Origin of the sequence: Sulfitobacter sp. W074, from assembly GCF_025142275.1 — a bacterium.
In the GTDB taxonomy this organism is placed as follows: Bacteria; Pseudomonadota; Alphaproteobacteria; order Rhodobacterales; family Rhodobacteraceae; genus Sulfitobacter; species Sulfitobacter profundi.
On the sequence record NZ_CP081130.1, the window covers coordinates 908,705 to 924,134 of the forward strand.

General features: G+C 63.4%; 15 protein-coding genes. 13 read left to right on the forward strand and 2 right to left on the reverse strand.

Features of this window, described 5'->3' with window-relative positions; all coding sequences use genetic code 11:
* Positions 1-18 precede the first annotated feature (18 nt).
* From K3762_RS04425 to gap, 6 genes are all read left to right on the forward strand, one after another.
* On the forward strand, positions 19-1,026 hold the full coding sequence (locus K3762_RS04425; RefSeq protein ID WP_260011781.1) for a BMP family protein: 1,008 nt from the start codon (positions 19-21) through the stop codon (positions 1,024-1,026).
* Positions 1,026-2,573 (forward strand): ABC transporter ATP-binding protein, encoded by a 1,548-nt coding sequence (locus K3762_RS04430; RefSeq protein ID WP_260011784.1) that lies wholly within the window; start codon positions 1,026-1,028, stop codon positions 2,571-2,573. The genes K3762_RS04425 and K3762_RS04430 overlap by 1 nt, the downstream gene beginning before the upstream one ends.
* Positions 2,563-3,612 carry an ABC transporter permease gene (locus tag K3762_RS04435; protein ID WP_132446519.1) on the forward strand — a complete coding sequence of 350 codons (1,050 nt, stop codon included), beginning with the start codon at positions 2,563-2,565 and terminating at the stop codon, positions 3,610-3,612. The genes K3762_RS04430 and K3762_RS04435 overlap by 11 nt, the downstream gene beginning before the upstream one ends.
* Positions 3,612-4,556, forward strand: a complete 945-nt coding sequence (locus K3762_RS04440; protein WP_132446521.1) for an ABC transporter permease — start codon at positions 3,612-3,614, stop codon at positions 4,554-4,556. The genes K3762_RS04435 and K3762_RS04440 overlap by 1 nt, the downstream gene beginning before the upstream one ends.
* A 56-nt stretch (positions 4,557-4,612) precedes the next feature.
* Positions 4,613-5,893: an amidohydrolase family protein gene (locus tag K3762_RS04445; RefSeq protein ID WP_132446523.1), complete on the forward strand. Its 1,281-nt coding sequence runs from the start codon at positions 4,613-4,615 to the stop codon at positions 5,891-5,893.
* Positions 5,894-6,038: 145 nt separating this feature from the next.
* Entirely contained in the window at positions 6,039-7,040 is a 1,002-nt protein-coding gene (gene gap / locus K3762_RS04450; RefSeq protein WP_132446525.1) for a type I glyceraldehyde-3-phosphate dehydrogenase, read from the forward strand.
* Between the two features lie 44 nt (positions 7,041-7,084).
* Here gap and K3762_RS04455 read toward each other — a convergent pair whose 3' ends face one another.
* Positions 7,085-7,612: a winged helix DNA-binding protein gene (locus tag K3762_RS04455; RefSeq protein ID WP_132446527.1), complete on the reverse strand. Its 528-nt coding sequence runs from the start codon at positions 7,610-7,612 to the stop codon at positions 7,085-7,087.
* 191 nt (positions 7,613-7,803) lie between these two features.
* On the opposite strand from K3762_RS04455, the gene K3762_RS04460 reads away from it, so the two are divergent.
* On the forward strand, positions 7,804-8,877 hold the full coding sequence (locus K3762_RS04460; protein ID WP_132446530.1) for a Hint domain-containing protein: 1,074 nt from the start codon (positions 7,804-7,806) through the stop codon (positions 8,875-8,877).
* A gap of 36 nt (positions 8,878-8,913) precedes the next feature.
* On the opposite strand, the gene K3762_RS04465 is transcribed toward K3762_RS04460, so the two are convergent.
* Positions 8,914-9,483, reverse strand: coding sequence for a TlpA family protein disulfide reductase (locus K3762_RS04465; protein ID WP_132446532.1), 570 nt, complete (start codon positions 9,481-9,483; stop codon positions 8,914-8,916).
* A 23-nt stretch (positions 9,484-9,506) separates the two neighbouring features.
* On the opposite strand from K3762_RS04465, the gene argH reads away from it, so the two are divergent.
* From argH to K3762_RS04495, 6 genes are read left to right on the forward strand one after another with little or no spacing between them, the layout of a single operon-like run.
* The gene (gene argH, locus K3762_RS04470) at positions 9,507-10,898 is read left to right on the forward strand and encodes an argininosuccinate lyase (protein ID WP_132446534.1); all 1,392 of its coding nucleotides are present in this window, start codon (positions 9,507-9,509) and stop codon (positions 10,896-10,898) included.
* Entirely contained in the window at positions 10,895-11,074 is a 180-nt protein-coding gene (locus K3762_RS04475) for a hypothetical protein (RefSeq protein WP_067628460.1), read from the forward strand. The genes argH and K3762_RS04475 overlap by 4 nt, the downstream gene beginning before the upstream one ends.
* A complete protein-coding gene (locus tag K3762_RS04480) occupies positions 11,071-11,229 on the forward strand; it encodes a hypothetical protein (protein ID WP_161487440.1) in 159 nt (52 codons plus the stop codon). Before K3762_RS04475 ends, K3762_RS04480 begins: the two co-directional genes overlap by 4 nt.
* Entirely contained in the window at positions 11,229-11,546 is a 318-nt protein-coding gene (locus K3762_RS04485) for a DUF2834 domain-containing protein (RefSeq protein ID WP_120350464.1), read from the forward strand. The genes K3762_RS04480 and K3762_RS04485 overlap by 1 nt, the downstream gene beginning before the upstream one ends.
* A gap of 28 nt (positions 11,547-11,574) precedes the next feature.
* A complete protein-coding gene (gene lysA / locus K3762_RS04490) occupies positions 11,575-12,840 on the forward strand; it encodes a diaminopimelate decarboxylase (RefSeq protein ID WP_120350465.1) in 1,266 nt (421 codons plus the stop codon).
* A 35-nt stretch (positions 12,841-12,875) separates the two neighbouring features.
* A complete protein-coding gene (locus tag K3762_RS04495) occupies positions 12,876-15,425 on the forward strand; it encodes a DUF4175 domain-containing protein (RefSeq protein WP_132446536.1) in 2,550 nt (849 codons plus the stop codon).
* Positions 15,426-15,430: the final 5 nt, after the last annotated feature.

The window sequence follows — 15,430 nt, forward strand, 5'->3', positions numbered from 1 at the left end:
ACCAACGGGGGATATAATATGACACAACGCAATCTCACACGCCGCTTCCTATTGGGCACGGCGGCCATGCTGGCCGGGGCCAGCCTTTTGCCACAGGGCGCGCTGGCTGCCGAGCCGCTTAAAGTGGCTGGCGTCTATACCGTGCCTGTCGAACAGCAATGGGTCAGCCGCATTCACAAAGCTGCCGAAGCCGCACAGGCGCGCGGCGATATCGAATATACCTTCACTGAAAACGTCTCCAACACCGACTACGCCCGCGTGTTGCGCGAATATGCCGAGGCCGGGAACCAGTTAATCGTCGGCGAAGTCTTTGGTGCCGAAGCCGAGGCGCGCGAGGTTGCCGCCGATTACCCAGATGTGGCTTTCCTCATGGGCTCCAGCTTCAAGCAAGATGATGCGCTGCCCAATTTCGCGGTCTTCGACAACTACATCCAAGATGCGGCGTATCTGTCGGGCATCATCGCCGGTGCCATGACTGAGAGCGGCAACATCGGCATGGTCGGCGGCTTCCCCATCCCTGAGGTCAACCGCCTGATGCATGCCTTCATGGCGGGTGCCGCGGAAATGAACCCCGATATCAAGTTCCAAGTGAGCTTTATCGGCTCTTGGTTCGATCCGCCCAAAGCCAAGGAGACCGCCTTCGCCATGGTGGAGCAGGGGGCCGACGTGCTCTATGCCGAGCGTTTCGGCGTGTCGGACGCGGCGCAGGAAAAGGGCATTCTGGCCATCGGCAATGTGATCGACACGCAAGCCGAGTACCCCGAAACCGTCGTCGCCTCGGCCCTGTGGCATTTTGAGCCAACCCTTGATGCCGCCATCGCCGCCGTCAAAGCAGGCGAGTTCATGGCCGACGACTATGGCCGCTATTCCTTCATGTCCGAGGGCGGGTCTTCACTGGCTCCGCTTGGCACCTTCGAGGGCAAGATCCCGCAAGAGGCGCTTGATCTGGTCAAGGAACGCGAGCAGGCGATCAAGGACGGCTCCTTCACCGTCGACATCAACGACGAAGAACCGAAGTCCTCTTAATGACCGATCCAAGACCCGAGGCGCAGGTTGTCCTGCGCCTCGATAATATTACCAAACGATTTGGCAAGCTCACCGCCAATGACGCGATCAGCTTTGATCTGCGGCAGGGCGAAGTCATTGCCCTGCTGGGCGAAAACGGCGCGGGCAAGACCACGCTGATGAATATCCTGTTCGGCCATTACACGCCCGACGAAGGCCATGTCGAAGTCTTCGGCCAAGGTCTGCCCGCGGGCAATCCGCGCGCCGCGCTGGCCGCAGGCGTGGGCATGGTGCACCAGCATTTCACGCTGGCCGACAATATGACCGTGCTGGAAAATATCGTGCTCGGCACCCGCTCGATCTGGCGCCCCGGTTTTGGCCGTGCGCAGGCGCGGCAGCGGATTGTCACGCTGATGGAGGACTACGGGCTGAGGGTGGACCCTAATGCTCAGGTCGGCAGCCTGAGCGTGGGCGAACGCCAGCGGGTTGAGATCCTCAAAGCCCTTTACCGCGAGGCGCGTATCCTGATTTTGGACGAGCCCACCGCCGTTCTCACCCCGCAAGAGACCGACGATCTTTTTGCCACCATGCGCAAGGCCGTGGCGCTTGGCCTCTCGGTGATCTTTATCTCGCACAAGCTGCATGAGGTCATGGCGATCTCCTCGCGCGTCGTCGTACTGCGCCACGGCAGGCTGGTGGCCGAGGCCAAGACAGCCGAGACCGACCGCGCCGCAATGGCGCAGATGATGGTCGGCTCAGAAGTCGCCGCTCCGATCGTGCGCCGTGCCGATCCGGGTGCGGCGCTGGTCACGCTTGCAGGCGTCTCTTCGCCTGACATCGGCTCTGCTCCGGGGCTGAAAAACGTCGATCTTGATCTGCGTGCGGGGCAAATCACTGGGCTGGCCGGGGTCTCCGGCAACGGCCAAACCGCGCTGGCCGACCTAATCGGCGGGCTGATCCGCCCCACCTCCGGTGCGTTTCACGTGAAGGACGCCGCGCCGCGCGGTTGGTCGCCCCATGCCGCCATAAGCGCAGGCATCGCCCGCATCCCCGAAGACCGCCACAAGACCGGCACCATCGCTGATTTCGACCTCACCGAAAACGCGGTGCTTGAGCTTTACTCGCGCCCCGGTTTCTCCCGCCACGGCTGGATGAACTGGCGCGCTGCCCGTGATTTCGCCACTAAGATCATCCAAGGCTACGACGTGCGCTGCCCCGGTCCGGAAACCCGCATCCGGCTGCTCTCGGGCGGCAACATGCAAAAGCTGATTTTGGGCCGCGTGTTGGAGACCGCGCCTTCGGTCGTGCTGGCCAACCAGCCGGTGCGCGGCCTTGATATCGGCGCGCTCACTTATGTGCACGAACAACTCTTGGCCGCCCGCGACCGGGGGGCGGCGGTGCTGCTGATCTCCGAAGACCTCGACGAGGTCACGGCGCTCTCGGACGTGATCCACGTGATCTCGGAAGGCCGATTGTCGCCCGGTTTCTCTCGTGGCGAACTCACGCCCGCCGAGCTTGGCGTCTGGATGGCCGGGGACGGTTTCGAGGAGACATCCCATGCGGCTTGAACCCGTCACCAACCCGACATGGACCCGCTCGCTGGGCCTGCCCGCGCTGGCGCTTTTCGCTACGGTGGTTGCCGCGTCTTTGCTGGCGATGGTCGCAGGCGCGCAGCCGTTTTCAGTGCTCGGCCTGATCGTTAAGGGCGCCTTCGGCTCCAAATTCGCCACGCTGGAGACGCTCAACCGCGCCACGCCGTTGATCTTTACCGGTCTCGCCGTGGCCGTCGCCTTTCGCGCGAAACTGTGGAACATCGGGGCCGAGGCGCAACTTTACATGGGCGCGGTGGTCACTGTGGTCTTGGGCACCGGCGCGCTGGCATGGCCCGCCTTTGCCCTGCTGCCCACCATCGCCGTGGCTGCCATGCTCGGCGGTGCGCTGGTGCTGCTGGTCCCGACCTTTCTGAAAACCCGCTTCGGCGTCGATGAAGTCGTCACCACGCTTTTGCTCAATTTCGTCGTTCTGCTTTGGGTCTCTATGCTGCTCGAAGGATCGCTGAAAGACCCGATGGGCCTCGGCTGGCCCAAATCCGCGCGGCTCATTGGCGAGGCGCGGCTGCCACGCATGGTCGACGGGCTGCGCCTGCACTGGGGCTTTGGCCTCGCACTGATCTCTGCCCTTATTGTCTGGGTCATCCAGCGCCGCACCACGCTCGGCTACGAGATGCGCGCCGTGGGCCTCAACCCCGCAGCGGCACGTTTCGCGGGCATCCCGGTGAACCGCGTGCTGATCAAAACCGCACTGCTGTCGGGTGGCCTCGCGGCCCTCGCAGGGTTTTCCGAAGTGGCAGGGCTGAAGGGCAGCCTCACGTTGGATATTTCGCCGGGCTTTGGCTACACCGGCATCATTGTCGCCATGCTGGCGCTGCTGAACCCGCTTGGCGTGGTGGTCGCCGCCCTCTTCGTCGCGGGCATCTTCGTCGGCGCCGACAGCATGAGCCGCGCGGCGGGCGTGCCGACGTATCTGGCTGACATCATGCTGGCGCTGGCGCTTCTGGCGATGGTGCTGGCGATCATGCTGACCAAATTCCGGGTGAGGCGCGACTGATGGATATTCTCGACATTCTCCTTCAGGCGAGCTTTTGGACCGCCGCCATCCGCATCGCCTCGCCGCTGATCTTTGCCGCTCTGGGCGAGTTGATCTGTGAGCGAGCAGGGGTGCTGAACCTCGGCATCGAAGGCATCATGGTCGTCGGCGCTTTCGCCGGCTGGCTCACCGTCTATCTCGGCGGCGGCCTGTGGTTCGGCGTGGCGGTGGCAATGCTATCGGGCATGGCCTTTGGCTTGGTGCATGGGGTGCTGACGGTGCCCTTTGGCCTCAGCCAGCATGTCGTCGGCCTTGGCATCACGCTGCTGGCCACATCGCTGACCTACTATTGCTACCGTCTGGTGCTGCCCGAGGTCACCTCGCCGCCGAAGATTGAAGCCTTCCAACCGCTTGAAATCCCGATCCTCTCCGATATCCCCGTGATCGGCCCTGCGCTTTTTAACCAGACCCCGCTGACCTATCTCGCCTTTGTGCTGGTCGTCGCTGTGACGTTGGTCCTTTACCGCACGCCCATGGGCCTTGCCCTGCGCGCAGCGGGCGAAAACCCGGCCGCGGTCGAGGCACAGGGGCTCAGCGTTTCTGCCATCCGCATCGGCGCAGTGATGGTCGGCAGCGGGTTTATGGCCGTGGGCGGGGCGTTTCTGACCATGTCGGCGTTCAACTCCTTCTTCTTTGAGATGGTCAACGGACGCGGGTGGATCTGCATCGCGCTGGTGGTCTTCGGCTCATGGAAACCGGGCAAGACGCTCTTGGGCGCGGTGCTGTTCGCGGCCTTTGATGCGTTGCAAATCCGCGTGCAGCAGACGCCGCTCGGGGCGGATATTCCCTATCAAATCTTCCTGATGGCGCCTTATATCCTGTCGATCCTCGCGCTGGTCGTGATGTCCCGCCGGGCACAGGTGCCAGCGGCGCTGATGGTGCCGTTCAACAAGGGGGAGCGCTGAGTTGGCACTTCCCATCACGCCCTTCGCCGGGCCAAATCAATCACACGAGTAACCCCATGTTCGACCTCATCATCAAAGGCGGCACACTCCCCGATGGCCGCAGCACCGACATCGGCATCAAGGCCGACAAAATCACCGCCATCGAAGACCTCTCTACCGCTGAAGCGCGCGAGACCATCGACGCCAGCGGCGACCTCGTCAGCCCGCCCTTCGTCGACCCACATTTCCACATGGATGCCACGCTCAGCTACGGCACCCCGCGGATCAACGCTTCGGGCACGCTTCTGGAGGGCATCGGCCTCTGGGGCGAACTCAAAGAGGTCATGACCCAAGACGAGGTCAAAGCCCGCGCGCTGGAATATTGCGACTGGGCCGCCTCGCTCGGCCTGCTGGCGATCCGCAGCCATGTCGACACCTGCGATGACCGGCTCCTAGGCGTCGAAGCCCTGCTCGACGTGCGCGAAACGGTCAAAGACTACATCGACCTGCAACTCGTCGCCTTCCCCCAAGACGGGCTCTACCGCGACCCGACGGCGCATGAGAACACCATTCGCGCCCTCGACATGGGCGTCGACGTTGTCGGCGGCATCCCGCATTTCGAGCGTACCATGGCCGACGGCGCACGCTCCGTCACAGCACTCTGCGAACTCGCCGCCGAGCGCGGCCTGATGGTCGATCTGCATTGCGACGAGACCGACGACCCCCATTCGCGTCACATTGAGACTCTGGCCTATGAGACCCAACGCCTCGGCCTACAGGGCAGGGTGGCTGGCTCGCACCTCACTTCAATGCATTCGATGGACAACTACTATGTCTCGAAACTGTTGCCGCTGATGGCCGAGGCTGAGGTCGCCGCGATTCCCAATCCGCTGATCAACATCACCCTGCAGGGCCGCCACGATACCTATCCCAAACGCCGTGGCCTGACCCGCGTGAAAGAAATGCAGGCCATGGGCATCGACGTCGGATGGGGGCAGGATTGCGTGATGGACCCGTGGTATTCCATGGGCACGGGCGACATGCTCGACGTGGCCTTCATGGGGCTGCATGTGGCGCAAATGACCTCGCCCGAGGAAATGCACCGCTGTTTCGACATGGTGACGAATGTGAACGCGCGGATTCTGGGCTTGCAGGACTATGGCCTCAAGGTCGGCGCGACGGCCTCCATGGTGGTGCTGGACGCGGGCAACCCGATTGAGGCGCTGCGCCTGCGGCCCGACCGTCTGTGCGTGGTGGCCAAGGGGCGGGTGATCTCACGCCAGTCGCGCAATGATGCGCGGCTCAGCCTGCCCGGGCGGCCGGACAGCGTACGCCGCCGCCACAGCGCACATTCGTAAAACCGCTCTCTAGCTGACTTTTGATCGGCCCCTCTCACCGGGGGCCGATTTCGCATCTAAGGCCGATTGAACTCCGCTGCATCCAATGCTATGTTAGCGCTAACCGCGCCAATCCGCCCGAAACCGGGCCACCGGAGGACCCACCATGACCACAAAAATCGCGATCAACGGCTTTGGCCGCATCGGACGTTGCGTGCTGCGCGCGCTGATCGAGAACGGCTTTGACGGGATCGAAGTCGTTGCCATCAACGATCTGACCGATGCCGAAAACCTGTTGCACCTGCTGAAATACGACTCCGTCCATGGTCGCCTGACCGCGGACGCGGAATTGAAAGACGGCAGCCTGCATGTCGCAGGCCAGACCATCCGCATGACGGCGGAACGTGACCCGGCGAAACTGCCTTGGGGCGATGTCGATGTGGCCTATGAATGCACCGGTTTCTTCACCACGCGCGATGCGGCGGCGAAGCATTTGGAAAACGGCAGCAAGCGGGTGCTGATCTCGGCCCCCGGCAAGGGCGTCGACCGCACCGTGGTCTACGGGGTGAACCATCAAGAACTGACCGCCGAAGACGTGATCGTTTCCAACGCCTCTTGCACCACCAACTGCCTCGCTCCGGTGGCCAAGGTGCTCGACGACACCTTTGGGATCGAGACCGGCTATATGACCACGATCCACGCCTATACCGGCGACCAGCCGACCCACGACAGCCCGCACCGCGATCCGTATCGGGGCCGCGCCGCTGCCCTGTCGATGGTGCCAACGTCCACCGGTGCCGCTGCCGCGATTTCCGAGGTAATCCCGCATCTTAAAGGCGTGCTCGAAGGCTCTGCCGTGCGGGTGCCAACGGCCAATGTCTCGCTCGTTGATCTGTGCATCATGCCCAAGAAAACCGCCACGGCAGAGGCGGTGAACGCGGCGATGCAAGAGGCGGCCAACGGTGCGCTGAAGGGCGTGCTGGCCTATGAACCCGCGCCATTGGTTTCGGCTGATTTCAACCACGATCCGCATTCCTCGACCCTTGCCCCCGAGCAGACGCGGGTGACCGATGGCGGCATGATCCGCGTGGTCAGCTGGTACGACAATGAATGGGGTTTCTCGAACCGCATGAACGACACCGCGCGTGCGCTTGCCGCGTTGATCTAAGCCGAGAGTTCTGGGGCGCGGGGAGGTCCTTCCCGCGTTCCACTCTACAGCGACGCCGCCGCTCGGCTCGCTTGGTCATATTGCCCCGACATCGCCCGAAGCTGCGCTGCTATCTGGCGCAATTCCTCGCCCGAGATATCGGTGCGCGGCAATCCATCGAGAAAGCAGGCCTGCCGGATCGCGCGATAGGCTTCGCAAAGATCGGACCCCGCGGCGGAGGTGCGATAAAACACCTCCTTCCCGCGCTTTTCGGCACTCAGCAGTTCGGCCTTTACCAATTTGCGCAGCGCATAGTTCACCGTATGCGTGTCTTCGATATTCAGCAGAAAACAGATATCCGTCAGCCGCTTTTCCCGGCCCCGGTGATTGGCGTTGTGCAGTACGAGGATTTCCAGCGGCGTCAGATCTCCATTGCCCGCCGCCGCCATGCAGCGCGACATCCAGCGGGTGAAAGCATTGTAGGCGATGATCATCCCGTATTCGAGTTCGGAGGCTTCCCAGCCGTCGCCCTCGGCCAAATGCCGCGAAGAGACGATCCGGCGTGACGGGGTGGGGGATACTTCTTCCGACATGCGGTGCCTCCGGTTGTTTTATCCGGATAACGTTACAAAGACGCTGACGAGTTACAAGCGTTCCGGCGCGTGCTGCGGTGGGAAGATCAAATTGCAACAGGTTGCACTGCCACATTCATGCCATCTTCCGCGAGGGCAGCGGCTTTGTTAGGCTGGCGTTAATAAAAATACGTGAGGCAGGCAGAGCAGCAATGAAAACGGGCTTTCGAGGCACGTTTGTCATCAGCTGGTCGCAAACAGAGATCGACGGTCTGGAGGCCGCGCCGGTTCAGTCGCTCGAACTGGGCTCGGCTTGGTCGTGGCGCGGGGATACTCTCCGTGTGGATGGGCCGAACGATGTGTTGCGGCTGGATATGGCGGACGGGGCAGAGCAGCTGCGCAAACGCGCGGCCCGCAAGGTGCAGCGCCTGATCGGCGCAGCGCTGGAGGAGGGCGGCGTGATGCCTTCCAAACCCCAGCGTGGAGACCATACCGCCCCACCGCTCGACAACAGTTTCATGGTCACCAACGGTGCGCGGACCTACACGGTCACGCTGATTGACGCAGGCCAAGGTCGCACACCGCTGTTGATGTTTGTCGATGAATTGCCACCGCGGGATTGCGAACTGTGGGTGATGCACAGCACGCTCAAGCCGCAGCGCGATGAGCTTTCAGAGGCCGAAAGCGGTGGTGTGATTTGCTTTACCCCCGGCACCCGCATCCGCACCCCCATGGGCAGCGCCCTCATCGAAGAGCTGCGCGAAGGTGATCTGATCCAGACCAAAGACAACGGCGCGCAGCCGCTCGAATGGATCGGCAGCCGCCGCATGAGCGGCGCACGGCTGCATGCCATGCCTCATCTGCGCCCTGTGCGGTTACGCCCCGGCGCGTTAGGGATCGCGCAGCCAGACGCTTCACTGCTGGTCTCGCCGGATCACCGGATCGTGCTGAAAGGCCCGCAGGCCCGTGATCTGTTCAATTGTGACGAGGTGCTGGTCGCGGCCAAAGACCTGATTAACGGGCGCAGCGTGGCCAGCGATATGTCCCTGCGCGAAGTGACCTATATCCATGTGCTGCTGGCCGAGCATCAGGTGATGTGGGCCAATGGGGTCGAAACCGAGAGCTTTCATCCCGCCGCAGCCCCGCTCACCAGTCTTGGCGCGCAGGATCGGGCGCGGCTTTTGGCGGCGCATCCGCTGTTGGAGGCTGATCCGCACAGTTACGGCGCGTTCGCGCGGCGCAATCTCAGCACGTCAGAGGCAGCGATCCTGCGGCATGTGGCCTGAGGGCCGGGCGCTGACGCCCGACCTTACGTTTGGGGTTTAGCCCTCGGCATCTTCTTTGATCAGCGCCGCGATGATCGCCCGCGCGCTCTCAGAGTCCCATTCCGCATCGCCCTGCAACCGGGCAATCTCGCGACCTTCGCGGTCTAAAAGCACGCTGATCGGCAGGCCGAAAACGCCCATTTGGCTGGCGAGCTTTTGTTTCGGGTCTTGGTGGCGGGGCAGGCTGTCGACGCCGGCCTCTTCAAAGAAACGCTTGATCCCTTCCTCTGAATTGCGGCCTGTGGCGATGGTCAGCACCTGAAAATCATCGCCTCCGAATTCCTTTTGCAGCGCGTTCAACTGCGGCATTTCCTTGCGGCAGGGCGCGCACCATGTGGCCCAGAAGTTCACCAGCACGATCTTACCTTCGTAATCCTCCAGCGACATCGCCTCGCCATCGTCCTCACGCTCAAAGGTCACGTCAGAGGCCGCTTGTGGCGCGTCATGGATCACAAGTTTCTTCATGTCCCCGTCGCGCAGCCCCGCGATGTCAGCCGTTCCAGCAAGGGCGGGGTTTGCACCTGCGACAAGCAGCGTATAAACGAAGCCGAGCACGAGATTTTTCATACGTCCCTCCAAGGGTATTCAACATGACCGACACGACCTCGAACAAAATGTGGGGTGGCCGTTTCGCCGCCGGACCGGACGCGATCATGGAGGCGATCAACGCCTCGATCGGGTTCGACAAACGGATGGCCGCACAAGACATCGCCGGGTCGCGTGCCCATGCCGCCATGCTGGCAGCCACGGGCATTCTGACTGATAACGACGCCGACGCGATACGGGAAGGGCTTCTCACGATCTTGTCAGAGATCGAAGAGGGCCGGTTCGAGTTCTCTGCAGCACTCGAAGACATTCACATGAACGTCGAAGCGCGGTTGAAAGATCTGATCGGGGAGCCCGCAGGCCGCTTGCACACGGGCCGCTCGCGTAATGACCAAGTCGCCACCGATTTTAAACTCTGGGTGCGCGATCAGTTGGACGCTGCCGATGAGGGTCTGCAAGCCCTGATCCGCGCGCTTTTGTCTCAGGCCGAAGTGGGCGCTGATTGGGTCATGCCCGGTTTCACCCACCTGCAAACCGCGCAGCCCGTGACATGGGGCCATCACATGATGGCCTATGTCGAAATGTTTGGCCGCGATCTCTCGCGCATCCGCGATGCGCGTCGCCGTATGAACGAATGCCCGCTGGGGGCCGCCGCACTGGCTGGCACCTCCTTCCCGATTGACCGGGACATGACAGCAGAGGCGCTCGGCTTTGACTGCCCCGCGGCGAACAGCCTCGATGCCGTCAGCGACCGCGACTTCGCGTTGGAGTTCATGGGGGCCGCCAGCATCTGCGCCATGCATCTGTCGCGCTTTGCCGAGGAATTGGTGATTTGGTCGTCGGCACAGTTCCGCTTCGTGGCGCTGTCGGACCGTTTCTCGACCGGCTCAAGCATCATGCCGCAAAAGAAAAACCCCGACGCTGCCGAGCTGATCCGCGCCAAAGTGGGCCGTATCTTTGGTGCAAATACCGCGCTGATGATGGTGATGAAGGGCCTGCCGCTGGCCTACTCCAAGGACATGCAGGAAGATAAAGAACAGGTCTTTGACGCCGCCGACAACCTGATGCTGGCGCTCGCCGCGATGACCGGGATGGTGGGCGACATGACTGCGGAGCGCGAGAACCTCGCCGCCGCCGCGGGCTCGGGATTCTCCACCGCCACCGATCTGGCCGACTGGCTGGTGCGAGTGCCGAACCTGCCGTTCCGCGACGCGCACCATGTGACCGGCACGCTGGTCGCCATGGCCGAGGCGCAGGGCTGCGATCTGCCGGACCTCACGCTGGAACAGATGCAATCGGTGCACGCCGAGATCACTAAGGACGTTTTCGATGTGCTTGGCGTCGAAAACTCGGTAAACTCGCGCATGTCCTATGGCGGCACCGCCCCTGCGCAGGTGCGTGCCCAAGTCGAGCGTTGGAAGGAAATTCTGAAGTGAAACGCGCCCTCGCGACCCTTGCTTTGCTAAGCCTTGCCGCCTGTGGCGCGGATGGCGAACCTGTGAAACCGACAGCCAGCAGCACAATCACCATGTCGTCTTCGGGCGTGTCGGTCGGCACTGCTGTCGGGCTGCGCCGCGGGCCGTTTTCGCTGGCGCTTGGGGTCGGGTCGTGAGGCCGCTTTTGCAGATTGCTCTGGTGGTCGGGACACTTAGCTTGGCCGCCTGCACCCCGCCGCAGCCATCGGCGCGGCAAGATGCGCCGCCGCCAGCCGAACCGGGGATCAGCCTGTCGGGCTATGCCACCGTCGGCGTGGCAAAGACTTTCTGATGTCGCCCCTGCGCATGCTCTACCTCGCCCTCGCGGTCTGGGGCACGATCCATCCGATGTACTACTTCATCACTTGGTTCAACGCCGAAGGCTGGAGCCTCAGCGCCATGGTCGATGCTTGGCACGCCAATGCCGCCGCCAGCGGGCTGGTTTGGGATCTGACCATCGCTGCCGTCACATTAACCATCTGGATCATCGCCGAGGTCGCCGTGCGCCGGAATTTCAGCGCGCTGATTGCCATTCCCGCCACGTTCTGTATTGGGGTGAGCTGTGGCCTGCCGCTCTATCTGTTTCTGCGGACAGCGCCGATCAAATAGGGCCGGGACGACGTAAGGCGACGCGCAAATGGATCATTTTCTCTATAAAGACGGTGTGTTGCACGCCGAAGACGTAAGCTTGGCCGAGATCGCCGCCGCTGTCGGCACGCCGGTCTACGTCTATTCCACCGCGACGCTGCTGCGGCATTTTCACCTGTTCGACGATGCGCTTTCGGGCATGGATCATCTGGTCTGCTACGCGATGAAGGCCAATTCCAACCAAGCCGTGTTGCGCACGCTGGCGCAGGCGGGCGCGGGGATGGATGTGGTCTCGGGCGGGGAATACCGCCGGGCCAAGGCGGCAGGCGTGCCGGGCGACAGGATCGTCTTTTCCGGCGTCGGCAAAACCCGCGAAGAGATCGAATTGGCTCTGACGGGCGGCATTCGTCAGTTCAACGTCGAGAGCGAGCCGGAGATGATCCTGCTTGATATCGTGGCGCGTGAATTGGGCAAGGTCGCGCCGATCACCATCCGCGTGAACCCCGATGTCGATGCGAAAACCCACGCCAAGATCGCCACCGGCAAAAGCGAAAACAAGTTCGGCATCCCCATCGCCCGCGCCCGCGAGGTCTATGCCATGGCGGCCAATCTGCCGGGGTTGGAGATTGTCGGCATCGACGTGCATATCGGCAGCCAACTCACCGATCTCGCCCCCTTTGAGCAGGCCTATGGCAAGGTCGCGGAACTGACCGAAGTGCTGCGCGCCGATGGTCATAACATCCGGCGGCTGGACCTTGGCGGCGGGTTGGGCATCCCTTACGAGCGATCCAACTCCGCCCCCCCATTGCCGACAGATTACGGCGCGATGGTGCAGCGCACGCTGGGGCATCTGGGCTGCGAGGTCGAGATTGAACCGGGCCGCCTGATCGCGGGCAACGCGGGTGTCTTGGTCAGCGAAGTGATCTACCTCAAATCCGGCGAGGGCCGCGATTTCCTGATCCTTGATGCCGCGATGAACGACCTGATCCGGCCCGCCATGTATGACGCATGGCATGACATCGTGCCGCTGAATGAACCCGCTCCGGGGGCCGAGCCGCGTCCGGTGGATATCGTCGGCCCGGTTTGCGAATCCGGCGATACGTTCGCCAAACAACGCATGATGCCGGTGCTGGGTTCAGGCGATCTGGTGGCCTTCCGCTCTGCCGGAGCCTACGGCGCGGTGATGAGCAGCGAATATAATTCGCGGCCTCTGATCCCCGAGGTGCTGGTCAATGGCGATCAATTCGCGGTTATCCGCCCACGGCCAAGCTTTGACGAAATGATAAACCGCGATACCATCCCTGAATGGCTTTGACGGCATCCCGCCGCCGGGCCACCGGAGCGTGACGCATGGAAACATCCACTGACAAGGCAGACGGGCTGCGCGTATTGCGCGGGCCATTGCGGCTGACTTGGGCGGGGATGCTGGCCGAGGCGCTGGTGCAGGCGCTTTGGCCGATGCTTGCGCTGGCGCTGGCGGTGCTCGCGGCGCTGATGATGGGGGCGCAGGACGGTCTGGGCGGTAATCTGCTTTGGGCCGTATTTGCCGTTCTCGGTATCGCATTTCTGGGCACCTTGGTGTTTGCGCTGCGGCGTTTTCGGGTGCCCTCACGCGCCGATGCGCTGGCCCGGCTGGATGCCAGCCTGCCGGGGCGGCCCATTCGGGCGCTGTTGGACGATCAGGCAATCGGCGCGGGTGATGCGGCGTCGGCGGCGGTCTGGAAGGCCCATCAGAAACGGATGGCGGCACGGGCGGCGGCAGCCAAACCGGTAAAGGGTGATCTGCGTGTGTCGCGTGCTGACCCCTATGCGCTGCGCTATCTGGCGCTGCTGGCGTTCACTGTGGCATTGGTCTTTGGTTCGGTCTGGCGGCTGGGTGAGGTGACGCAACTGACCCCCGGCGGCGCGGGCGGCGCGTTAGCCTCTGGTCCGGTTTGGGAAGGTTGGGCCGAACCGCCGCGCCATACGGGCAAGCCAACGCTTTATCTGAATGACCTTGAGGCCGGGGCACTGTCGCTGCCTGCGGGCACCTTGATCACCCTGCGGCTTTACGGCGAGTTGGGCACGCTGACGGTCGCGGAAAACGTCTCGGGCCGGGAGGGGGCGGCGTCGTCAGAACCCGCGCAGGATTTCACCCTGCGCCAAAGCGGCGTGATCAGCATTGAGGGTCCGGGCGCGCGGGCATGGCAGATCACGATGCTGCCCGACGCCGCCCCCCAGATCGAGCGGTTGGGCCCGCCCGAGGTGACTGCCTTGGGCGAGATGAGCCTGCCGTTTGCCGCGCGGGATGATTACGGCGTCGAAGCGGGCGAGGCGCGGATCAGCCTTGATCTGGCCTCTGTCGACCGGCGCTATGGGTTGACCATCGACCCTGACACACGGCCCGAGATCGTCGTGCCGCTGCCCATGCCGATCACCGGTGACCGGCGCGATTTTGAAGAAAGCTTGATCGAGAATTTCTCTAAGCACCCTTGGGCCAATCTGCCGGTATCTCTAGAGCTTTCCGTGCTCGACGCTGCCGAACAGCAAGCCGTGACCGAGGTGAGCCAATTGACCCTGCCGGGGCGGCGCTTTTTCGATCCCGCGGCGGCAGCAGTCATCGAGATGCGCCGCGATCTTTTGTGGTCGCGGGCCAATGCGCCGCGCATCGCGCAGGTGCTTCGCGCTGTGACCTATGCGCCGGGGGAGGATCTGCGCTCGGATGTGACGGTTCTGCGGCTCAAGCAGTTGATCCGCCGTCTGGAAATCCGGGCGCGCTTTGGGTTGGACGAAGAGGTCCAGACCGAGATGGCCGAAGACCTCTGGGCGCTGGCGATCGAACTGGAGGAAGGCGTGTTGGCCGATGCGCTGGCGCGGATGCGTCGCGCGCAGGATCGGCTGAATGAGGCGATGAAAAACGGTGCCTCACAGGCCGAGATTGCCGAACTGATGGAAGAGCTGCGCCGCGCCACCGAAGAGTATCTGGAGCAACTCCAGCGCCAACAGGCGCAGGAGGGCGAAGGCGAGGGCCAGCAGCCGCAAGGCGAATCCATGCAGATGACCCAAGACGATCTGCAACGCATGATGGACCGCATTCAGGAGTTGATGGAACAGGGCCGCATGGCTGAAGCCGCTGAGGCGCTGCGTCAGTTGCAGGAAATGATGGAGAACATGCGCGTCACCCAAGGCCAGCCCGGCGAGGGCGGCAATTCACCGGGTGAGCAGGCGATGGAGGGGCTCTCGGAAACCCTGCGCGAGCAACAGGGGCTGAGCGATCAGGCCTTCCGCGACCTGCAAGAGCAGTTCAACCCCGGCACCGGGGCGGGCGAGAATGAAGGCAACGAAGGTCGCAATGGTGGTCAGGGCCGCGGTCAGAGCCATGAGGGCCAGCGGGGGCAGGGCGGCCAATCCGGCGAAGAGGGGGCCGAAGAAGGGCTGGCCGGGCGTCAGCAAGCGCTGCGCGACGAGCTGCGCCGTCAGGAAGGCCGTCTGCCGGGGCAAGGCACGCCCGAAGGGGATGCCGCGCGTGATGCACTGGACCGCGCCGGAGAGGCGATGGGCCGCGCCGGAGACGCCCTGCGCCGCGATGAGTTGGCCGAGGCAATCGACAATCAAGCACAGGCCATGGAGGCGCTGCGCGAAGGGATGCGGTCGCTTGGCGATGCGATGGAGCAAGAACAGGGCGAGGGCCAGCCCGGTCAAGGCACCGCTGAGGGCGACCGCCGGGCCGAGGCGCGCGATCCGCTGGGACGCGAGCAGGGGGGCAATGGGGCGAATAGCTCAGACGCGCCGCTGGCACAGGGGCCGGACGATCAGGGCCGCGCACGGCGTCTGCTGGACGAAATCCGCCGCCGCTCGGGCGAGGCGGAGCGGCCCGAAGTTGAACGCGATTACCTCAACAGACTTTTGGATCGGTTTTAAGCGGG

Bases quoted from the DNA above. Each gene is read 5' to 3' on its own strand.
- K3762_RS04495 (WP_132446536.1), top strand. From the start codon at position 12,876: ATGGAAACATCCACTGACAAGGCAGACGGGCTGCGCGTATTGCGCGGG.
- K3762_RS04465 (WP_132446532.1), bottom strand. From the start codon at position 9,483: ATGAAAAATCTCGTGCTCGGCTTCGTTTATACGCTGCTTGTCGCAGGT.
- K3762_RS04455 (WP_132446527.1), bottom strand. From the start codon at position 7,612: ATGTCGGAAGAAGTATCCCCCACCCCGTCACGCCGGATCGTCTCTTCG.
- K3762_RS04460 (WP_132446530.1), top strand. From the start codon at position 7,804: ATGAAAACGGGCTTTCGAGGCACGTTTGTCATCAGCTGGTCGCAAACA.
- K3762_RS04440 (WP_132446521.1), top strand. From the start codon at position 3,612: ATGGATATTCTCGACATTCTCCTTCAGGCGAGCTTTTGGACCGCCGCC.
- K3762_RS04430 (WP_260011784.1), top strand. From the start codon at position 1,026: ATGACCGATCCAAGACCCGAGGCGCAGGTTGTCCTGCGCCTCGATAAT.
- K3762_RS04435 (WP_132446519.1), top strand. From the start codon at position 2,563: ATGCGGCTTGAACCCGTCACCAACCCGACATGGACCCGCTCGCTGGGC.
- argH (WP_132446534.1), top strand. From the start codon at position 9,507: ATGACCGACACGACCTCGAACAAAATGTGGGGTGGCCGTTTCGCCGCC.
- K3762_RS04445 (WP_132446523.1), top strand. From the start codon at position 4,613: ATGTTCGACCTCATCATCAAAGGCGGCACACTCCCCGATGGCCGCAGC.
- gap (WP_132446525.1), top strand. From the start codon at position 6,039: ATGACCACAAAAATCGCGATCAACGGCTTTGGCCGCATCGGACGTTGC.
- K3762_RS04425 (WP_260011781.1), top strand. From the start codon at position 19: ATGACACAACGCAATCTCACACGCCGCTTCCTATTGGGCACGGCGGCC.
- K3762_RS04485 (WP_120350464.1), top strand. From the start codon at position 11,229: ATGTCGCCCCTGCGCATGCTCTACCTCGCCCTCGCGGTCTGGGGCACG.
- lysA (WP_120350465.1), top strand. From the start codon at position 11,575: ATGGATCATTTTCTCTATAAAGACGGTGTGTTGCACGCCGAAGACGTA.